Genomic DNA, 18,079 nt, shown 5'->3' on the forward strand with positions numbered 1-18,079 from the left:
CGCCGTATCCCCTATGGAACTCCTCTTGCAAACCCTGCTCAACGGCATGCTCTCGGCCGGGGTCTATGCCCTGGTGGCCAGTGGGCTGGCCCTGGCGGTGGGGGTGGTGGGGATTGTCAACTTCGCCCACGGCGAGTTTTTGATGATCGGGGCCTTCATCAGCTATCTGCTCTTCGCCAGCCGGGGGATTGATCCCCTGGTCAGCCTGGGGGTTGCGGCGGTGGCGGTGTTTTTGATTGGGGCGATCACCTACTACGGCCTGATTCGCCCCGTGCTCTCGGCCCCCGAACTGAATCAGATGCTCCTAACCTTCGGCCTCTCGGTGCTGCTGCAAAACCTGGCCCTGCTGCTCTTCGGGGCGGACACCCGGGTGGTCAGCCCGCCCTACCAGGGCAGCACCCTCAGCCTGGGGGGGCTCTCCTTTGGAGGGGTGCCCCTGGCCGCGTTCGTGCTGTCGGTGCTGATCCTGCTGGGGCTCTACTGGTTTTTAGGCCGTACCCGGCTGGGGCTGGCGGTGCGGGCGGTGGCCCAGAACCGCCTGGCCCCAGGCCTCCTGGGCATCGAGACCCAGCGGGTCTACCTCCTGGCCTTTGGGCTCTCGGCCGCGCTGGCCGGGGTGGCGGGAGTGATGCTCTCGGTGATGCTCTACGCCTCCCCCACGGTGGGGTTTGCCTTCACCCTCAAGGCCTTTGCCATCGTGGTGATGGCGGGGCTGGGCAACCTGCGGGGCGTGCTGTGGGCCGCCCTGATCCTGGCCCTGGCCGAAGCCCTGGTGAGCACCTATGTGCCTGGGGGCGGGGGCTGGGTGGAGGCGGTGTTTTTTCTGGTGATCTTCGGCACCCTAACCTGGCGCAGCTGGAGGCGGGCATGAGGCTGGTCCTGGTGATCCTGGGGCTGGTTTTGATCTTCCCCGCCCTTCCCCTGGGGCGCTGGCAGGCCTTCACCCTGGACACCGCCCAGTTTGCCTTCATCGCGACCGCCCTGGCCCTCTCCTGGGACCTGCTGGCCCGAACCGGGCAGCTCTCCCTGGCCCAGGGGGCCTTCTTCGGGTTGGGGGCCTACGCCGCCGGGCTCAGTGCCGGGGTGCTGGGCACGATCCCCGCCCTGCTGGTGGGGGCGGGGGTGGCGGCGGCCTCGAGCCTCCTCTTGGGCGCGGCCACCCTGCGCCTGCAGGGCATCTACTTCGCCATCGCCACCCTGGCCTTCAGCGAGGTGGTGCGCACCCTGGTGCTCAAGGCCGGCTTCACCGGGGGGGCCACCGGGCTACCGGTAGCCCCGGCCTTCGGCGGAGGGTGGGCCCTGGGCGGATACTACCTGGCCGCAGCCGTGCTAATCCTGAGCGTGCTGACCAGCCTTTGGGTGGGCCACAGCCGCCTCAGTTACGCCCAGGCCGCTACCCGACAGGGGGAGGCCACCGCGCGGGTGCTGGGGGTGCCGGTGGTGCGGGTCAAGCTGGTCTCCTTCCTGCTCTCCAGCGCCCTGGCCGGATTGGCCGGGGGGGTTTACGCCATGAAGGCCCTGTTCCTCTCCCCCTACGACGCCTTTGGGTTGGGGCGGGCGGTGGAGGCCCTGGTCATCCCCATCTTCGGTGGGCTCTACACCACGCTGGGGCCGCTCCTGGGGGGGTTGCTGCTGGTGGCCCTGGAGACCTGGCTGCGCCTGGAGATCCAGGACGGTTACCTGGTGATTTACGGCCTGATCCTGATCCTGGCTATCCTGTTCATGCCCAGGGGGTTGGTGGGGCTTTTCCGCCCCCGCGCCAAGCCGGCCCAGGAGGAGCCCCGTGCTTAGGCTCCGAGGGGTCTCCAAGACCTTTGGTGGGCTGCGGGCCGTGCAGGGGGTGAGCCTCGAGGTGCAGCCGGGAGAGATCCTGGCGGTCATCGGGCCCAACGGGGCCGGTAAGAGCACCCTGCTCAACCTGATCTCGGGGCTGCTGAGCGCCGACAGCGGCCGCATCGAGTTCTTAGGCCAGGACCTGACCCACGCGGCCCCCGAGGTACGGGCCTGGCGGGGGCTGGGGCGGGCCTTTCAGATCGTGCAGCCCTTTCCCGAGATGAGCGTGCGGGAAAACCTGATGGTCGGCGCCCTCTACGGCACCCCAGGCACCTCGGTCCAGGCCGCCCGGAAGGTGGTGGAGCGGGTGCTCGAGCTGAGCGGGCTGGCCGGCAAGGCCCAGCACCCCGCCGGGGAGCTTTCGCTGCTGGAGGACAAGCGCCTCGAGCTGGCCCGAGCCCTGGCCACCCAGCCCAAGCTGCTCCTGCTGGACGAGGTGATGGCCGGGCTGCGCCCGGCCGAGGCTCAGGATGCGGTGCGGCTGGTCCGGAGCATCCGAGACAGCGGGGTCAGCGTGCTGTTCATCGAACACCTGATGCCGGTGGTGCGGGCTCTGGCCGACCGGGTGGTGGTGCTGGACTACGGCCAGGTGATCGCCGAGGGCCGCTACGCCGAGGTGGCCGAGAACCCCAAAGTCCGCGAGGCCTACCTGGGGAGGGGCGCGTGAAGCTCGAGGTGCACAACCTCAGCGCGGGGTACGCCAAGGCCCAGGTCCTGTTCGGGCTGAGCCTCGAGGTCGCCGAGGGGGAGCTGGTGGCCCTTCTGGGGGCCAACGGGGCGGGCAAGACCACCGCCCTGCGCACGGTCTCCGGGCTGATCCGGGCCTGGGGGGGGAGTGTCCACCTGAACGGGCAAAGCCTGGCCGGGATCTCGGCGGCCCGACGGGCCAAGCTGGGCCTTGGCCACGTCCCCGAAGGCCGCCAGCTCTTCCCGCTGATGCCGGTGGAGGAAAACCTGCTGCTGGGGGCCGCGTTCCTGGCCTGGGAGCACCGCGCCGCCGGGCTGGAGTATGTGTACGCCCTCTTCCCCCGGCTGCGCGAGCGCCGCGGTCAGCTGGCCGGGACCCTCTCCGGGGGGGAGCAGCAGATGCTGGCCATCGGGCGGGCCCTGATGGGGCGCCCGCGCATCCTGATGGTGGACGAGCCCAGCCTGGGCCTCTCCCCCAAGCTGGCCGAGGAGGTTTTGCAAACCCTGGCCCAGGTCCGATCGGAGGGCATGGGGGTGCTGCTGGTCGAGCAAAATGTGGCCCTCTCCCTCGAGGTCGCGGATCGGGGCTATGTGATCGAGCACGGCAGCGTGGTCCTCTCCGGCTCGGCTGCGGAGCTTTCCGGCAATCCGCAAGTACAGAAGGCGTATCTGGCCCTATAAGCCCACTCGAAAGGGGTATCCATGAGCTCAATCCCGACCCTACCCGGCATCGCCTCGCAGATGGTTCAGACCCCCCGGCTGAAGATTCATGTCCTCAGCCGGGGCCCCGCCGGGGGAATCCCGGTGCTGCTGATCCACGGCAATGCCTCCTCAGCCACCTTCTGGGAGGAGACCCTGTTGGCCCTGCCCCCGCAGTACCGGGGCATCGCCCCCGACCTGCGCGGGTATGGCGATACCGAGGACCAACTTATTGACGCCACCCGGGGCTACTTCGACTGGGTGGATGATCTGCTGGGGTTGATGGATGCGCTGGGGGTTGAGCGGTTTCACCTGGCCGGGCATTCCCTGGGCGGTGGGGTGGTCTACAGCCTGATCGCCGCCGCCGCGGCTCGAGTGCGCAGCGCAACCCTCTTCGCCCCTGCCTCCCCCTACGGCTTCGGCGGCACCAAAGGGCTGGAAGGAACCCCCTGTTACCCGGACTTCGCCGGTTCGGGTGGGGGGATCGTCAGCCCAGAGTTCGCCCGGCTGATCGGGGAGGGCTACCGGGGCAGCGAGTTCCCCTCCTCCCCCCGCACGGTGATGAACACCTTCTACTGGAAGCCCCCCTTCATCCCCGCCCGGGAGGAGGCCTTGCTTTCAGGGGTGCTGTCCGAGAAGATCGGCCCCCAGAAGTACCCTGGGGATTCGGTGCCCTCCGCCAACTGGCCTGGGGCGGCGCCGGGCCGCTTTGGCCCGGCCAACGCCATCTCGCCCAAGTACGTCGGGGACACGGTCGAGCGCTTTCTGGCCGCCGACCCCAGACCCCCGATCCTGTGGGTGCGCGGGGCGGAGGATCAGATTGTCTCCGATCACAGCCTCTTCGATATGGGCACCCTGGGGGCGGCCGGGGCGGTGCCGGGCTGGCCGGGGGCCGAGGTATTCCCCCCCCAGCCGATGGTGGGGCAGACTCGAGCCGTGCTGGAGCGCTACGGCAGCTTCCGCGAGCACGTGATTCCGGAGACCGGCCACTCCCCCCAGATCGAGCGGCCCGATCTGGTGGACCCGCTGTTCCACGCCCACCTGGAAGCCGCCGGCTAGCCTCGAGGGGCCCCTCCCAGCCGGGTGAGCTGCAAGTGATTCCTATTTCTAAATATACATATTCCGACTGGGATACTTGACTTTACCCATTCAAGCCCGTACACTTCCCCTGCACACCTCGGAAAATCCCGGGGTCAAGAGGGAAATTATGCTGAGAACCTTTTCCGCGCTGGTCGCCCTGATGCTCACCCTGGGGGCCGCCCAAGCCCAGTCAAGCCTGACCCTCTACACCGGGCGCAGCCAAGCCCTGGTGGATAAGCTGGTGCAGGAGTTTCAACGCGATACCGGGATCAAGGTCAATGTGCGCTATGGGCGCGACGCCGAGATCCTGGCGGCCCTGCAGGAAGAAGGGGGCCGGAGCCCCGCCGACGTGTTCTGGGCGAACACCTCGGGGGCCCTCGAGGAGGCCGTCAAGCGCAACCTGCTGGCCCCGCTCCCGGCCAGCCTAACCCGCCAGCCGCAGGAGTTTGTGCCCTCCAACGGGCGTTGGGTGCCGGTCTCCGTGCGCTTCCGGGTCGCGGCCTACAACCCGGCCAAGGTCAAGGGTTCGGAGTTCCCCGCCTCGGTGATGGATCTGCCCAAGGTGGCCAAGTTCAAGGGCCGCATCGGCTGGACCCCCACGTACTCGAGCTTCCAGGACTTCATCACCGCCATGCGGGTGCTCAAAGGCGAGGAGGCCACCAAGGCCTGGCTCCGCGCGATGATCGCGGCCGGGGCCAAGGCCTACCCCTCCAACCCGGCCATGCTCGAGGCCCTGCGGGCTGGGGAGATCGATCTGGCCCTGACCAACCACTACTACATCCAGCGCATCCTGGCCGGGGTGAAAGAGGGGGAGTACGAGGGGAAGGAGGAGAGCGAGGAGGAGGCCCAAAAAGCGCTGGCCGCACGCGAGGCCAAGGCCGGGGTCGCCACCCACTACTTCGCTCCAGGGGATGTGGGCGGACTGGCCCTGGTCACCGGGGCAGGCATACTGACCTCCAGCAAGAACCAGACCAACGCCCTTCGCTTTCTCAACTACCTGCTCTCGAAGGGGGCGCAGCCCTACTTCGTAGACGAGGTGCGGGAGTACCCGGTGATTGCCGGGGTGCGCGTGGCCAGGGGGATGCTGCCTTTTGCCCAGGCCCTCCGGCTCAGCCCCAAACTGGATTTCGCCAAGCTCACCGACCTGGAAGGCACCCTCAAGCTGCTGCGCGAGGTAGGGCTGCTCTGATCCAATGACCATCCTGCGCCGCAGAAGGGCCATCCCCCCCTACTTCCTGGTCCCGGCTTTGCTGGCCGGGACGGGGGTTTTGCTGCCGCTGCTGTACCTGCTGCTGCGGGCCCTCGAGGCCGACCCCCAGACCCTGGGGGAGCTGCTGCTGCGCGGGCGGAACCTATACCTGCTGGGGAATACCCTCTGGCTCACCCTGGGCGTCCTGGCAGGAACCACCCTGCTGGCGCTGCCCCTGGCCTGGCTCACCACCCGCAGCGACCTGCGGGGCAAGCGCTTCCTGGCGCTGTTGCTCACCCTGCCGCTGGCGATCCCCGGTTACGTGGGGGCGTTCGCCCTCCTGGGGGCCAGCGGGCCCAATGGGCTGATCCACACCCTCAGCGGAATCCCCTGGCCCCGCCCCTCCGGCTACTGGGGGGCTTTGGGGGTCCTGGTGCTCTTCACCTATCCCTACCTGTTCTTGAACCTGCGGGCGGCGTTGTTGGGGCTGGACCCCAGCCTGGAGGAGGCCGCGCAGAGCCTGGGGTACCGCCGTCCGGAGGTCTTCCTCCGGGTGGTGCTGCCGCAGCTCCGACCGGCCCTCTACGCCGGCTGGCTCCTGGTGGGGCTGCACGTGCTGGGGGACTTCGGGGTGGTCAGCCTGATGCGCTTCGAGACCTTCAGTTACGCCATCTACCTGCAGTACACGGCCTCTTTCGACCGTATCTATGCGGCCTGGCTCTCCCTGATGCTGCTGGCGCTCACCGGCAGCCTGCTGCTGCTCGAGGCCCGGCTGCTGCGGGGGCTCACCCTAAACCGGGTGGGCCTGGGCAGCGCCCGCAAGCAGCGCAGCTCCGCCCTTGGGGGGTGGCGCTGGCCCGCCCTGGGCCTGGTGGGGCTCACCCTGGGGGCGGGCTTGATCGTGCCCCTTTCGACCATCCTGTACTGGGTGGTGCGCTGGCCCGGGGATTACCGCCAGGCCTTGGAGGGGGTCGCACAGAGCCTCGAGCACTCCGCCATGGCCTCGGCCCCGGCCGCTTTGGTGGCCGCCCTGCTGGCCCTGCCGCTGGCCTATATCGGGGTGCGCTTCCCCTCGGGCTTCTCCCGCGTCCTCGAGCGCACCGCCTACCTGGGCTATGCGGTGCCACCGCTGGCCTTTGCCCTGGCCCTGATCTTCTTCAGCCTGCGCGGGCTCCCCTTCCTCTACCAGACCCTGGGCCTGCTGGTGCTGGCCTACGCCTTGCACTTCCTGGCCGAGGCCATCGGCCCCATCCGCAGCGCTTTGTATCAAGCCAGCCCCAGGCTCGAGGAGGCCGCGCGCAGCCTGGGGTATGGCCCCCTGAAGGCCTTTGCGAAAAGCAGCCTGCCCCTCATCCAGCGGGGGGTGCTGGCCAGCCTGGCCCTGGTGTTCCTCTCCAGCCTCAAGGAGCTGCCGCTCACCTTCTTGCTGGCCCCGGTGGGCTTCGATACCCTGGCGACCCGAATCTGGGGGTACACTGCGGAGGCGATGTTCGCTGAGGCCGCACCCTACGCCACGCTGATCGTCCTGTTCTCGGCCTTGTTGGTGGGCCTGCTGCTGGCCCAGGAGAAGCGCTTATGAGGGGGTATGGAGCATGAGCCTGCGCGTGGAGGGGCTGAGCAAGCGCTTCAATCCGAACCTACCCCCGGTGGTGCAGGCGGTGAGCTTCGGCCTCGAGCCCGGCGAGGTCTTCGCCCTTCTGGGCCCCTCCGGCTGCGGTAAGACCACCACCCTCCGCCTGATCGCGGGCTTCGAGCCCCCCGACGCCGGGGCGGTGCTCCTGGAGGGCCAGCCGATCACCCATCTTCCGCCGGAGCGGCGCAAAATCGGCTTCGTGTTCCAGGATTACGCCCTGTTCCCGCACCTCAGCGTGCAGCAGAATGTGGCCTTCGGGTTGCGCGGAATGGATCCCAAGCAGCGGCGAGCGCGGGCCCTCGAGGTCTTGCAGATGGTGGGGATGACCGTCTTCAAGGACCGTCACCCCGGTGAGCTTTCGGGCGGGCAGCAGCAGCGGGTCGCGCTGGCCCGGGCCATCGCGCCGGGGCCCAAGGTGGTGCTGCTCGACGAACCCTTCGCCAGCCTGGACGCCGGGTTGCGCCAGGCCACCCGCGACGAGGTACGCGCCCTGCTCAAGGAAAACCACATCGGGGTGGTGCTGGTCACCCACGACCAGGAAGAGGCCCTGAGCTTTGCCGACCGGATCGGGGTGATGCGCTCGGGCAAGCTCGAGCAGATCGGCACCCCAGAAGAGGTCTACGAGCGGCCCGCTACCCCCTTTGTGGCGCAGTTTTTGGGCCGCACCAACCTGTTGCCTGGGGAGGCGCTGGGGCGGGAAGCCAATACCCCCCTGGGCAGGCTGCCCCTGGCAGAACCGGCCACCGGGGCGGTGATGCTTTCGCTGCGTCCGGAGCACCTGCGGCTCGAGGCCGGCGGAGAAGGCCTGGTGCTGGCCCGCGAGTTCAAAGGGCACGACCTTACCTACCGGGTGCGTCTGGAAAATCGCGAGTATTTGGTCTATGCAACCTCCGGGTGCAGCTTCCGGCCTGGAGACCGCGTGCAGATGCGGGTGATAGCCCCGGCAGTGGTCGTGGGAGGCCCTTCGGCAGAGGGCCCAGTGCCCCAGCTTTCCCAGGTTTGAGCCTTGTTTCAATCCTCACTCGAGCTTTCGCCCGAGTGCAACGTACCCTAGCGCGAAGGTCGGGCCCCACGCTACCCTGTTTCAATCCTCACTCGAGCTTTCGCCCGAGTGCAACCCAACCAGACCCATACAGGCCATATTTTGTCTTGTGTTTCAATCCTCACTCGAGCTTTCGCCCGAGTGCAACACAAAAAACGCCGACCGATGCTCTGGAGCGACGGGTTTCAATCCTCACTCGAGCTTTCGCCCGAGTGCAACCGGCCACGCTGGGGGTTTCGCGCGACGCCGTCTATGTTTCAATCCTCACTCGAGCTTTCGCCCGAGTGCAACCAACGGCGGTTTGTCGATGAGTACCTCATAGACCTCGTTTCAATCCTCACTCGAGCTTTCGCCCGAGTGCAACGCCCTGCCCCGAGTGCGAGGGCCAGGGGAGCGTCCGGGTTTCAATCCTCACTCGAGCTTTCGCCCGAGTGCAACGGATGTGACCTTTACCGAGCCAGCCGGGGTGGCGGTGTTTCAATCCTCACTCGAGCTTTCGCCCGAGTGCAACCGGGCTGCTATCGCCAAAAAACAGGCTCAGGAACGCGTTTCAATCCTCACTCGAGCTTTCGCCCGAGTGCAACCTACCGCGATCCTCGAGGCCGGCACCTCAAGGGTCTCGTTTCAATCCTCACTCGAGCTTTCGCCCGAGTGCAACGAAATACGCGATCACTCGAGAGCGCATCCTGCACGTTTCAATCCTCACTCGAGCTTTCGCCCGAGTGCAACATGTCTCTCTGGACGACCTATGACCGGGTTCGGGTGGTTTCAATCCTCACTCGAGCTTTCGCCCGAGTGCAACGGCCTCGAGCGATAAACCGGACTGGCTCCGGTTCATTGTTTCAATCCTCACTCGAGCTTTCGCCCGAGTGCAACTCACGGGACGCCTGACGAGCTGGCCGAGACCGATTTCGTTTCAATCCTCACTCGAGCTTTCGCCCGAGTGCAACGGGGGCGGCCGTGAGCCTGAAGACGCTGGACGGCGAGTTTCAATCCTCACTCGAGCTTTCGCCCGAGTGCAACAATGAGGGCCGGCCTGGTCGAGAGCGGGTCGGCGCTGGTTTCAATCCTCACTCGAGCTTTCGCCCGAGTGCAACAGATGCTATTGCGGGCTGGTCGTGGACGGGGGGTGCGTTTCAATCCTCACTCGAGCTTTCGCCCGAGTGCAACATGCGGCGGGCGAGGGCGTCATAGCGGAGATCGTTTCAATCCTCACTCGAGCTTTCGCCCGAGTGCAACCCCGCAGGAGTTGGACCGCCTGCGGGCTGAGCTGTTTCAATCCTCACTCGAGCTTTCGCCCGAGTGCAACTCATGAGCTGATCCGCCAGCCGCACCGCGATCTTGGCGTTTCAATCCTCACTCGAGCTTTCGCCCGAGTGCAACCTCCGCGTCCGGCTTCCCCCCATGCACCCCGGCCGTTTCAATCCTCACTCGAGCTTTCGCCCGAGTGCAACGATAGGCGGCGTAGATGGCCCCGGTGATCGCTAGGTTTCAATCCTCACTCGAGCTTTCGCCCGAGTGCAACCGGGGGCGGGCAAGCGTCACCCGGCAGAGAAGCCCTTGTTTCAATCCTCACTCGAGCTTTCGCCCGAGTGCAACCGCCCCCGCCGGAGCCCCTACCCCCCGAGGACCTGGTTTCAATCCTCACTCGAGCTTTCGCCCGAGTGCAACCCCAGGGCTCCAGCCCCCGGCAGGTCACCACGTCCGCGTTTCAATCCTCACTCGAGCTTTCGCCCGAGTGCAACCCTCATACCCCATGCCGAGCAGCTTCGCAGCGCCTCGGTTTCAATCCTCACTCGAGCTTTCGCCCGAGTGCAACTTGGTGTCGCGCTGCTGGCCTTCGTCCAGGTCGTAGTGTTTCAATCCTCACTCGAGCTTTCGCCCGAGTGCAACTGCGGGCGTTGCGAGGGGAGGGGGTGGCGGTATGCGGTTTCAATCCTCACTCGAGCTTTCGCCCGAGTGCAACTGTGGCGGTCTGGGCCAAGGTGGGCGGGGTCTGGTGTTTCAATCCTCACTCGAGCTTTCGCCCGAGTGCAACCGGGAGGTGGGCATGGAGCTCCACATATGGGGCGAAGTTTCAATCCTCACTCGAGCTTTCGCCCGAGTGCAACTTGATTCTCGGGGATCTCCGAGATGTCGCGTCCGCTGTTTCAATCCTCACTCGAGCTTTCGCCCGAGTGCAACGGTTGGACCTCCCGAATCTCTACTTCCGTCCAGTAGTTTCAATCCTCACTCGAGCTTTCGCCCGAGTGCAACAGTCCCAAAACGTGGCCGCCTTCGTGGTGCACTCCAGTTTCAATCCTCACTCGAGCTTTCGCCCGAGTGCAACTCTCGGGCTACCACAGCGCCCTGTACGACGAGCTGGTTTCAATCCTCACTCGAGCTTTCGCCCGAGTGCAACACCTGCTGGCAACCATCGCCGACGGATACCGCCAGTTTCAATCCTCACTCGAGCTTTCGCCCGAGTGCAACTCTTCGTCTTCATCCCACACCTCCACAAACCCGGGTTTCAATCCTCACTCGAGCTTTCGCCCGAGTGCAACCGTGGGCAATATCTACGAGCCCGACGCGCGGGCTATCGTTTCAATCCTCACTCGAGCTTTCGCCCGAGTGCAACGCGACCTCAACACCTCCCTGGACGCGCTGCTGGCCGTTTCAATCCTCACTCGAGCTTTCGCCCGAGTGCAACGAGGTCGCTCAGGGTATAGGCCGGAGCGGTGCAAGTGGTTTCAATCCTCACTCGAGCTTTCGCCCGAGTGCAACTTCGACATCACCGTGAGCTACGCCGAGGATGGGCGTTTCAATCCTCACTCGAGCTTTCGCCCGAGTGCAACAGAGATGAGCCGACTCCAATGGACTTTTGAACTCTTGGTTTCAATCCTCACTCGAGCTTTCGCCCGAGTGCAACATTTTGGCAAAAGCGTTCAACACCGATATCCCGTTTCAATCCTCACTCGAGCTTTCGCCCGAGTGCAACCGGCGGGCGGTTCCCCCTGGCGGGATCGCCCGGCGGGGTTTCAATCCTCACTCGAGCTTTCGCCCGAGTGCAACGGTCGGGTTGCCGAAGGGGTTGTCTTCTCCGACGGGTTTCAATCCTCACTCGAGCTTTCGCCCGAGTGCAACCCTCTCTCCACCACGTGGGCTCGGGGTCGTCCCAGTTTCAATCCTCACTCGAGCTTTCGCCCGAGTGCAACGTGAACGTGGCAGGCGTGCAGAACGACGCCCAGGTTTCAATCCTCACTCGAGCTTTCGCCCGAGTGCAACGGCCAAGGGCCCCGGCTCGCTCCCCCTGGCGCTCCTCGTTTCAATCCTCACTCGAGCTTTCGCCCGAGTGCAACCCCCCCGGGGACGACCCGGCGAATCCCGAGACCCCCGTTTCAATCCTCACTCGAGCTTTCGCCCGAGTGCAACCGGGGATGTCGCGGGTGTCCTCACCCTCGTAGCGCTCGTTTCAATCCTCACTCGAGCTTTCGCCCGAGTGCAACAATCTATAGCCTTTAAAGCCCTGGCTATCCTTCTGTTTCAATCCTCACTCGAGCTTTCGCCCGAGTGCAACCGCCATGCCGCACGATAGATTCCAAACCTGCCCGTGTTTCAATCCTCACTCGAGCTTTCGCCCGAGTGCAACACCAGCATCTCGCTGTACAAGCAGGTGGGGGGGTTTCAATCCTCACTCGAGCTTTCGCCCGAGTGCAACCATTCTGGCATCCATTCCACACCGAGATAGCCCCGTTTCAATCCTCACTCGAGCTTTCGCCCGAGTGCAACCAGGATGCCTCCCCGTGGCCGGGGCTGGCCCATGGTTTCAATCCTCACTCGAGCTTTCGCCCGAGTGCAACCGAGGGCTGGTTTGGGCCGGGTCGGCGCATAGTGATCGTTTCAATCCTCACTCGAGCTTTCGCCCGAGTGCAACGCGACGGCCCGTAAGTTGCTGCAAGCCCCAAAGGTTTCAATCCTCACTCGAGCTTTCGCCCGAGTGCAACGCGATTCCTTGCAAAATATCCCCAGCTTTGTTCCAAGTTTCAATCCTCACTCGAGCTTTCGCCCGAGTGCAACATAGGGAGAGGGGAGATATGCTGTCGCAAAAAAAATAGGTTTCAATCCTCACTCGAGCTTTCGCCCGAGTGCAACCAGGAGGAGAAAATGCTCAAGGAGAGTATAGCACAGTTTCAATCCTCACTCGAGCTTTCGCCCGAGTGCAACGGTCGTTAGGGGAAATAATCTGCCCGCGCTTGCTGTTTCAATCCTCACTCGAGCTTTCGCCCGAGTGCAACAAAATAGCCGCCTGTTGTTTGGCTTCCTCGAGGGGTTGTTTCAATCCTCACTCGAGCTTTCGCCCGAGTGCAACCTCTCGGTTCAACCGGTGCTCACGTCGAACACCCGGTTTCAATCCTCACTCGAGCTTTCGCCCGAGTGCAACTGTGGCTGCGGCCATCAACATTCTGGCTAGGGCTCGGTTTCAATCCTCACTCGAGCTTTCGCCCGAGTGCAACGAGGGAGGAGGAGAGCCTGACCGAACGGCTCGAGCGCGTTTCAATCCTCACTCGAGCTTTCGCCCGAGTGCAACCCCACCCTCCAGACGGGCCCCCGGCCCCCCTTCTAGTTTCAATCCTCACTCGAGCTTTCGCCCGAGTGCAACTGTGGCTGCGGCCATCAACATTCTGGCTAGGGCTCGGTTTCAATCCTCACTCGAGCTTTCGCCCGAGTGCAACGCACATGGCGGCGAACAACATCAAGCGGTTTGCGGTTTCAATCCTCACTCGAGCTTTCGCCCGAGTGCAACTCGTCCGGGAGGGGTGGATCCCCGCCACCCCGGCTGTTTCAATCCTCACTCGAGCTTTCGCCCGAGTGCAACAGCCCCATTTTAGCGTGCGTGCTGGACAGGGCTCAAGGGGGGTTTTGCGCGAACCTCCCCAAAAGGGGTTCCGACGCAGGGTGGCGGAGGGTGGGGGGGAAACGGGTTTTCAATGTCCCCTAGCCGATTTCTCGGCTTGCGCGAACCTCCCCGAATTTTAGCACCTGCTTGGGGTTCGCGCAGTGATGAACCCACTAGCCTCGCAATGAGCCCAGGAGTCCGGGGCGCTTTGGCTGTGAAGGCTTAGAGCAGGTCTTGGAGCCACCCTGGGGTGATCTTCAGGAAAAAGCTGTTGAGGGTGGTGTACGCTCCCGTGAGCAGCAAAACCCCCACCCCCACCAGCACGACCCCCGCTACCAGCTCCACCCCATGGGAGAAGCGAGCCATACGGCGGAGCCAGGGGCGCAGGCGATCGGTGAAGGCCGCGACTAGGAAAAACGGCAGGGCCAGCCCCAGAATATAGGCCAGCAGCAGGTGTACCCCTCCCCCCGCGGCGGTCAGGGTCAGGATGCCCCCCAAAACCGGGCCGATACAGGGGGTCCAGCCCAGCCCCAGCACGATCCCCAGAACAAACGCCCCCCACGGCCGGGTGGTGTCGCCCTGGTAGCGAAGGTTGACCCCCCAGCGGGGGCGCAGGCCCAGCATATATAGCCCCAGAAGGATCATGACCCCGCCCCCCACACGGCTCAGGGTTTCTCGGTGGTCAAACAGAGCGCTCCCCAAAAGGGTGAAGGGGAGGCCGAGGATGAAAAATATGGCCGAAAACCCCAGGATAAAGGCCACCGCGTTGACCAGGGGGCGGCCCCTATCCCCCCCCAGGTAGAGCACGTAGGTGGGCACCAGGGGCAGCACGCAGGGGGAGAGAAAGGAAACCAGCCCGGCTAGAAAGGCGATTGGCAGGCTCAGTGCCATCTCGAGGCCATCCTTCAGGGCAGCTTGAGCCAAGGGAAGCGCTTATGGGTCTCGGGGTCGAGCTGCAGCAGGGCCCGGGCCGGCATCTCCACCTTGGGCAGGGTCTGGGCGTTCATGGGTTGGGCCCCATCCACGACCCCGTTTTGGTAGAGCAGCCAGGCCACCACGGCGTACACCTCATCGGCGCTCAGGCTGCCCGCATTCCCGTAAGGCATGGCCCTGCGGATGTAATCGAAGAGGGTCGTGGGGTACTGCCAGTAGTTGCCGATGGCAAACTGGGTGGACTCGGTCTCGGGGGTGATCGGGAAGGGTTCGGCTACCAGGCGGTTGAAGGGATACCCCTCCCCGTTGGCTCCGTGGCAGCTCGCGCATCGCTCCGCGTACACCCGCCCCCCTTCCTCCACCGTACCTTGGCCCGGCGGTAACCCCCGGCCATCCGGCAAGACCGCGGGCCGAACATCGTAGGGATCCACCTGCTCCGGGGTTATGGGGGTGCCCAGGTTGTAACGGCCCGCCATAGCCAGGCCCAGCCCCAGGAGGCCTACCCAGAACCACCTAAACATCGAACACCTCCCCACCGCACCCACCGGAAGGGCCCTGGGCCAGACCGCTCAGGGGGCGGTCGCCATTGCTCACCCGGCCATCCGCGGCAATCCTCCAGGCCTGGATGGCGTTGTAGTGGTAGCGGTTGTTACGGCCCCACTTCTGGAAGAACTCCCCTCGAGTGGGTTGGGTGTGGCCGGCTTCGTCCCAGGCCCGGCTCCACAGGACCACCTCCTTGCCGTCCCAATTCCAGGGCAGCTTGAAGCGGACGAAGGCCCGGCGCTCGACGGGGGCCTCGAGGGCCGCCTCCCGCCAGGTTTTCCCCTCATCAAAGGAAATCTGCACCTTGGTGATCCGGCCATACCCGCTCCAGGCCAGCCCCCGGATCTCGTGGAAGCCGGGCTTGATCTGCTGCAACCCAGAGGGGTAGGTGATGATGCTTTCGGGGTCCATGATCCAGGTGAAGGCGAAAACCTTCCCATCCGCCATCACATCGGTGTACTCGCTGGTCTCGTCCTTGCTCATGGTGGGCAGGTCGGTCACCAGGATGCGCCTTAGCCACTTGACCTGAATGCTCCCCTCCCAGCCCGGCACCACCAGCCGCACCGGGTATCCCTGTTCCGGGCGCAGGGCCTCCCCGTTCTGGGCATAGGCCACCAGCACATCCTCCATGGCCTTGTCCAGGGGCAGGCTTCGGGTGTAGGCCACCGCATCCATCCCCTCGGGGATGAGCCAGCGGGCCTCGGGTTTGATCCCCGCCTCCTTGAGGAGAAGGGCCAGGGGCACCCCCGTCCAGCTCACGTTGGAGGCCAGCCCCCGGCTGCGGGTAGCGGTGAGGTTGGGGTCCGGGGGGTTCCGATAGCCGTTTTGCCCGTTGCCTGCACACTCGATGAAGTAGGTCCGGGTGGTGGAGGGGAAGCGCTTGAGGTCTTCCAGGGTGAACATCAGGGGCTGCCCGACCATCCCGTGAATCACCAGCCGGTAGGCCTGGGGGTCCACCTGGGGCACCCCCCCATGGTGGCGCTCGAAGTGGAGGCCGTTGGGGGTGATCACCCCATTCAGCTTCTCCAGTGGGGCAAAATCTGCCCCACTGGTTCGGGTGCGCAGGTTGGGCGAGATGTAGCGCACCACCTCGGCTTCGAAGGAAGCGCGCTCCCCGTACTCGGAGAGGGGCGTTCCCAGAGCCTTCAAGGGCTCGAGGGTCTTGGCATCCCACAGGCCCTGCTGTGCCCTCGCCCGCAGCAGCGGGGAGAGCAGTATCCCCCCCCCAAGCAGCTTGAAAAACCGCCGTCGGTCCATTCCACCTCTCCTCACGAGCGCGGGCCAAACATGTCGTGCCACAGGCCCTGGGCCCAGCCATACCCGGCCTGGGCGTTGGCCCCGGAGCGCTGGTTATCCACGGTGGATTTGGCCTCGACTTTCTTGGCGGTGGGGTCCCAGGTGTAGTTGTTGGCCACCCAGATGGCCTCTTCCGAGTCCACAAACGAGTAGCAGATGTTGGTCGGCAGCTCCAGCGGGATCTCGGCCAGGGGCTTCCCGCCGAGCCGCTCGCCTATGTGGCGGGCCACGATGTTGCCGGAAACATAGGCCACCATGCCGCTCTTGGGGTACGGGGTATTGCCGGTGATGTCGCCGATCAAGTAGATCCGGTCGTCCTGCTCGGAGAGGAAGGAGGGCAGCTGCACGTTGGCCCACCGCTCCCCCAGCCCCGTCTGGCGCACAATCTGCGCGGCCTTCATGGGGGGGATGATATCGGCCAGGGCATAGGGCACATCCCCCAGCTCGGTCCGAATGGTCTGCTTCTCGTAGTCGAGCCCGGTGATCCGGGTGTTGGGGCGGTACTCGAGGTAGTCCTTGTAGAGGTCGTTGTACGCGGCGAGGAACCCCGGAGCCTTGGAGAGGGGCTGCGGGTTGGCGTCCAAGACGATGACCTTGCCCTTGACCCCCTTGGTCTTGAGCCGCCAGGCCAGCATGGCCGCCCGTTCGTAGGGGCCCGGAGGGCAGCGGTAGGGCGGGGTGGGGATGGTCAGGACCAGGTCTCCCCCCTTCTCCTCATACTGATCGAGCATGCGGCGCAGGGCGATGTGCTCAAACGGCTTGAACCCGACCGGCATGAACTGCTTGACCTCGGCGTAGCCGGGGATGGCCTCGTACATGTAGTCAATCCCGGGGGCCAGCACCAGGAAGTCGTAGGCCAGGTAACCTCCGGTGGTCCGCACCAACCGGCGATCGCGGTTGAGGTCCAGCACCCGTTCCTGGACGAAGATCACCCCGTCCTTGACCACGTTGGTGTAGTCGAACACTAAGAACTCCAGCGGCTTAACCCCGGCCAGGAAGAGGTTGGACATAGGGCAGGACATGAAGAGCGGCTTGGCCTCGATCAGCACCACCTCGGCCTCGGGGTGTTGCTGCTTCAGCTTGCGGGCCACGGTGGTCCCGCCCCAGCCCCCGCCCACCACCACCACCCGCACCCTGCGGTTGTTGGGCAGAAGGGTGGGGGGGGTCGAGTAAAACTCCTGCTGGGCCTTGACGCTCGAACCCAACACGCCCGCTGCGGTAAGGGCTGCACCTGCTTTGAGAACCTGCCGACGGCTGATTTTTCCCATAGGCCTCCCCTGTGTTCACTGAGTCGGGCGGTACGGTGTACCCCCGGTGCTCTCCAGAATTTCGGTGATGGTCTTCTTGGCCTCCTGCAGCATGGGCATGGCGGGCGAGCCCATCACGCCCGGCATGATGCTCATCACCATGGGCTCAATCGCCCCCACCAAGGCCCCGTTGGGCATATCCACTGCGAAGAAGCGGCAGGGGGCGGCAAAGCCTCCGGCGGGCTGGGCGCTGAACATGACCCGGGCCCACTCGCTCTTGCAGGGCATGATCACCGTAACCGGTCCGACCTTGAGGTTCGGGGTCAGGTTGAGGCCGCGGGAGCTCAGCTCCCCCTCGAGCAGCAGCACCATGTCCTCGGCCTTGGCCCCCGGCACAAAGTACAGGATGGCCGGCATCATGCCCGAGCTGGGGTCAGGCATCATGGCCGGTGCGACCCGCTGGAGCGAGCCCAGCTGCTTCAGGCTGTCCTCGAGCTGTGCGGCCAAGCGGTCGGTTTGCGGCCCGGCCACCCCCAGCATGTTGAACATCAACCGCCCATCGAAGGTACCCACGGTGATGACCCCGGCTTTGGCCGCGTGCAGGTAAACCGTGGGCGGAAGGATGATCGCCGCCATGGGGTTCTTGGCCACCGCGGCCAGGCTGCCGGCCTCGGGCTTGAGCACCACCAGGTGGTAGTCCGGGAACCCAGCCCCGGTGATCTGCCGCACCTGCTCACCCAGGTTGAGCACCCGATCCACCTCGAGGCCATTGGCCTTGAGCGCGGCAACGGTCTGGGTCTCGACCTGGGGCAGGGTTCCTTGCACCTCAACCTGAATGGACTGGGCATAGGCCAGCCCCAACATCACTCCCAACATCCAAAGTTTCTTCATGGTTTGGGGTCTGGGGCGAGAGACCCCGACCAAACCAAAGTTTGGTCTGGGATGGATAGCCCCAGGCCGCCTTTGGGCGGCGATACCCACTCACCTCCTTCAAGTGTTGAATAGCGTATGTTACGCTGCT

13 protein-coding genes and 1 CRISPR repeat array are annotated in these 18,079 nt (G+C 65.0%); of the genes, 8 read left to right on the top strand and 5 right to left on the bottom strand.

Features of this window, described 5'->3' with window-relative positions:
- Positions 1–13 precede the first annotated feature (13 nt).
- The 8 genes from Mgrana_RS06975 (at position 14) to Mgrana_RS07010 (ending at position 8,124) form a co-directional block, all read left to right on the top strand.
- Positions 14–871, top strand: coding sequence for a branched-chain amino acid ABC transporter permease (locus Mgrana_RS06975; protein WP_119356889.1), 858 nt, complete (start codon positions 14–16; stop codon positions 869–871).
- Complete coding sequence (locus Mgrana_RS06980) at positions 868–1,791, top strand: branched-chain amino acid ABC transporter permease (RefSeq protein WP_119356890.1); 924 nt, start codon at positions 868–870, stop codon at positions 1,789–1,791. Before Mgrana_RS06975 ends, Mgrana_RS06980 begins: the two co-directional genes overlap by 4 nt.
- Positions 1,784–2,500, top strand: coding sequence for an ABC transporter ATP-binding protein (locus tag Mgrana_RS06985; RefSeq protein WP_119356891.1), 717 nt, complete (start codon positions 1,784–1,786; stop codon positions 2,498–2,500). The genes Mgrana_RS06980 and Mgrana_RS06985 overlap by 8 nt, the downstream gene beginning before the upstream one ends.
- On the top strand, positions 2,497–3,201 hold the full coding sequence (locus tag Mgrana_RS06990; protein WP_119356892.1) for an ABC transporter ATP-binding protein: 705 nt from the start codon (positions 2,497–2,499) through the stop codon (positions 3,199–3,201). The genes Mgrana_RS06985 and Mgrana_RS06990 overlap by 4 nt, the downstream gene beginning before the upstream one ends.
- Before the next feature lie 21 nt (positions 3,202–3,222).
- Positions 3,223–4,278: an alpha/beta hydrolase gene (locus Mgrana_RS06995; RefSeq protein ID WP_119356893.1), complete on the top strand. Its 1,056-nt coding sequence runs from the start codon at positions 3,223–3,225 to the stop codon at positions 4,276–4,278.
- 148 nt (positions 4,279–4,426) lie between these two features.
- Positions 4,427–5,488, top strand: a complete 1,062-nt coding sequence (locus tag Mgrana_RS07000; RefSeq protein WP_119356894.1) for an iron ABC transporter substrate-binding protein — start codon at positions 4,427–4,429, stop codon at positions 5,486–5,488.
- A 4-nt stretch (positions 5,489–5,492) separates the two neighbouring features.
- Complete coding sequence (locus Mgrana_RS07005) at positions 5,493–7,067, top strand: ABC transporter permease (protein ID WP_119356895.1); 1,575 nt, start codon at positions 5,493–5,495, stop codon at positions 7,065–7,067.
- Between the two features lie 13 nt (positions 7,068–7,080).
- Positions 7,081–8,124: an ABC transporter ATP-binding protein gene (locus tag Mgrana_RS07010; protein WP_119356896.1), complete on the top strand. Its 1,044-nt coding sequence runs from the start codon at positions 7,081–7,083 to the stop codon at positions 8,122–8,124.
- Between the two features lie 5 nt (positions 8,125–8,129).
- A CRISPR array of direct repeats spans positions 8,130–13,018; the repeat unit is 37 nt; unit sequence GTTTCAATCCTCACTCGAGCTTTCGCCCGAGTGCAAC.
- Between the two features lie 243 nt (positions 13,019–13,261).
- Here the strand turns inward: Mgrana_RS07010 and Mgrana_RS07015 are convergent.
- Genes Mgrana_RS07015 through Mgrana_RS07035 form a run of 5 tightly spaced genes read right to left on the bottom strand, consistent with a single transcriptional unit; the run spans position 13,262 to position 17,949 of the window.
- The gene (locus tag Mgrana_RS07015; protein ID WP_119356902.1) at positions 13,262–13,930 is read right to left on the bottom strand and encodes a cytochrome c biogenesis CcdA family protein; all 669 of its coding nucleotides are present in this window, start codon (positions 13,928–13,930) and stop codon (positions 13,262–13,264) included.
- A gap of 14 nt (positions 13,931–13,944) precedes the next feature.
- Positions 13,945–14,493: a c-type cytochrome gene (locus Mgrana_RS07020; protein ID WP_119356897.1), complete on the bottom strand. Its 549-nt coding sequence runs from the start codon at positions 14,491–14,493 to the stop codon at positions 13,945–13,947.
- Positions 14,486–15,772 (bottom strand): sulfite dehydrogenase, encoded by a 1,287-nt coding sequence (gene soxC, locus Mgrana_RS07025; RefSeq protein ID WP_119356898.1) that lies wholly within the window; start codon positions 15,770–15,772, stop codon positions 14,486–14,488. The genes Mgrana_RS07020 and soxC overlap by 8 nt, the downstream gene beginning before the upstream one ends.
- Before the next feature lie 11 nt (positions 15,773–15,783).
- On the bottom strand, positions 15,784–17,079 hold the full coding sequence (locus Mgrana_RS07030) for an FAD-dependent oxidoreductase (protein ID WP_119356899.1): 1,296 nt from the start codon (positions 17,077–17,079) through the stop codon (positions 15,784–15,786).
- Positions 17,080–17,094: 15 nt separating this feature from the next.
- The gene (locus Mgrana_RS07035) at positions 17,095–17,949 is read right to left on the bottom strand and encodes a translation initiation factor 2 (protein ID WP_119356900.1); all 855 of its coding nucleotides are present in this window, start codon (positions 17,947–17,949) and stop codon (positions 17,095–17,097) included.
- Positions 17,950–18,079 lie beyond the last annotated feature (130 nt).

Origin of the sequence: Meiothermus granaticius NBRC 107808, assembly GCF_003574355.1 — a bacterium.
Lineage (GTDB): Bacteria > Deinococcota > Deinococci > Deinococcales > Thermaceae > Meiothermus > Meiothermus granaticius.

Bases quoted from the DNA above. Each gene is read 5' to 3' on its own strand.
- Mgrana_RS06975 (WP_119356889.1), top strand. From the start codon at position 14: ATGGAACTCCTCTTGCAAACCCTGCTCAACGGCATGCTCTCGGCCGGG.
- Mgrana_RS06980 (WP_119356890.1), top strand. From the start codon at position 868: ATGAGGCTGGTCCTGGTGATCCTGGGGCTGGTTTTGATCTTCCCCGCC.
- Mgrana_RS06995 (WP_119356893.1), top strand. From the start codon at position 3,223: ATGAGCTCAATCCCGACCCTACCCGGCATCGCCTCGCAGATGGTTCAG.
- Mgrana_RS07000 (WP_119356894.1), top strand. From the start codon at position 4,427: ATGCTGAGAACCTTTTCCGCGCTGGTCGCCCTGATGCTCACCCTGGGG.
- Mgrana_RS07005 (WP_119356895.1), top strand. From the start codon at position 5,493: ATGACCATCCTGCGCCGCAGAAGGGCCATCCCCCCCTACTTCCTGGTC.
- Mgrana_RS07010 (WP_119356896.1), top strand. From the start codon at position 7,081: ATGAGCCTGCGCGTGGAGGGGCTGAGCAAGCGCTTCAATCCGAACCTA.
- Mgrana_RS07015 (WP_119356902.1), bottom strand. From the start codon at position 13,930: ATGGCACTGAGCCTGCCAATCGCCTTTCTAGCCGGGCTGGTTTCCTTT.
- Mgrana_RS07020 (WP_119356897.1), bottom strand. From the start codon at position 14,493: ATGTTTAGGTGGTTCTGGGTAGGCCTCCTGGGGCTGGGCCTGGCTATG.
- soxC (WP_119356898.1), bottom strand. From the start codon at position 15,772: ATGGACCGACGGCGGTTTTTCAAGCTGCTTGGGGGGGGGATACTGCTC.
- Mgrana_RS07030 (WP_119356899.1), bottom strand. From the start codon at position 17,079: ATGGGAAAAATCAGCCGTCGGCAGGTTCTCAAAGCAGGTGCAGCCCTT.
- Mgrana_RS07035 (WP_119356900.1), bottom strand. From the start codon at position 17,949: ATGAAGAAACTTTGGATGTTGGGAGTGATGTTGGGGCTGGCCTATGCC.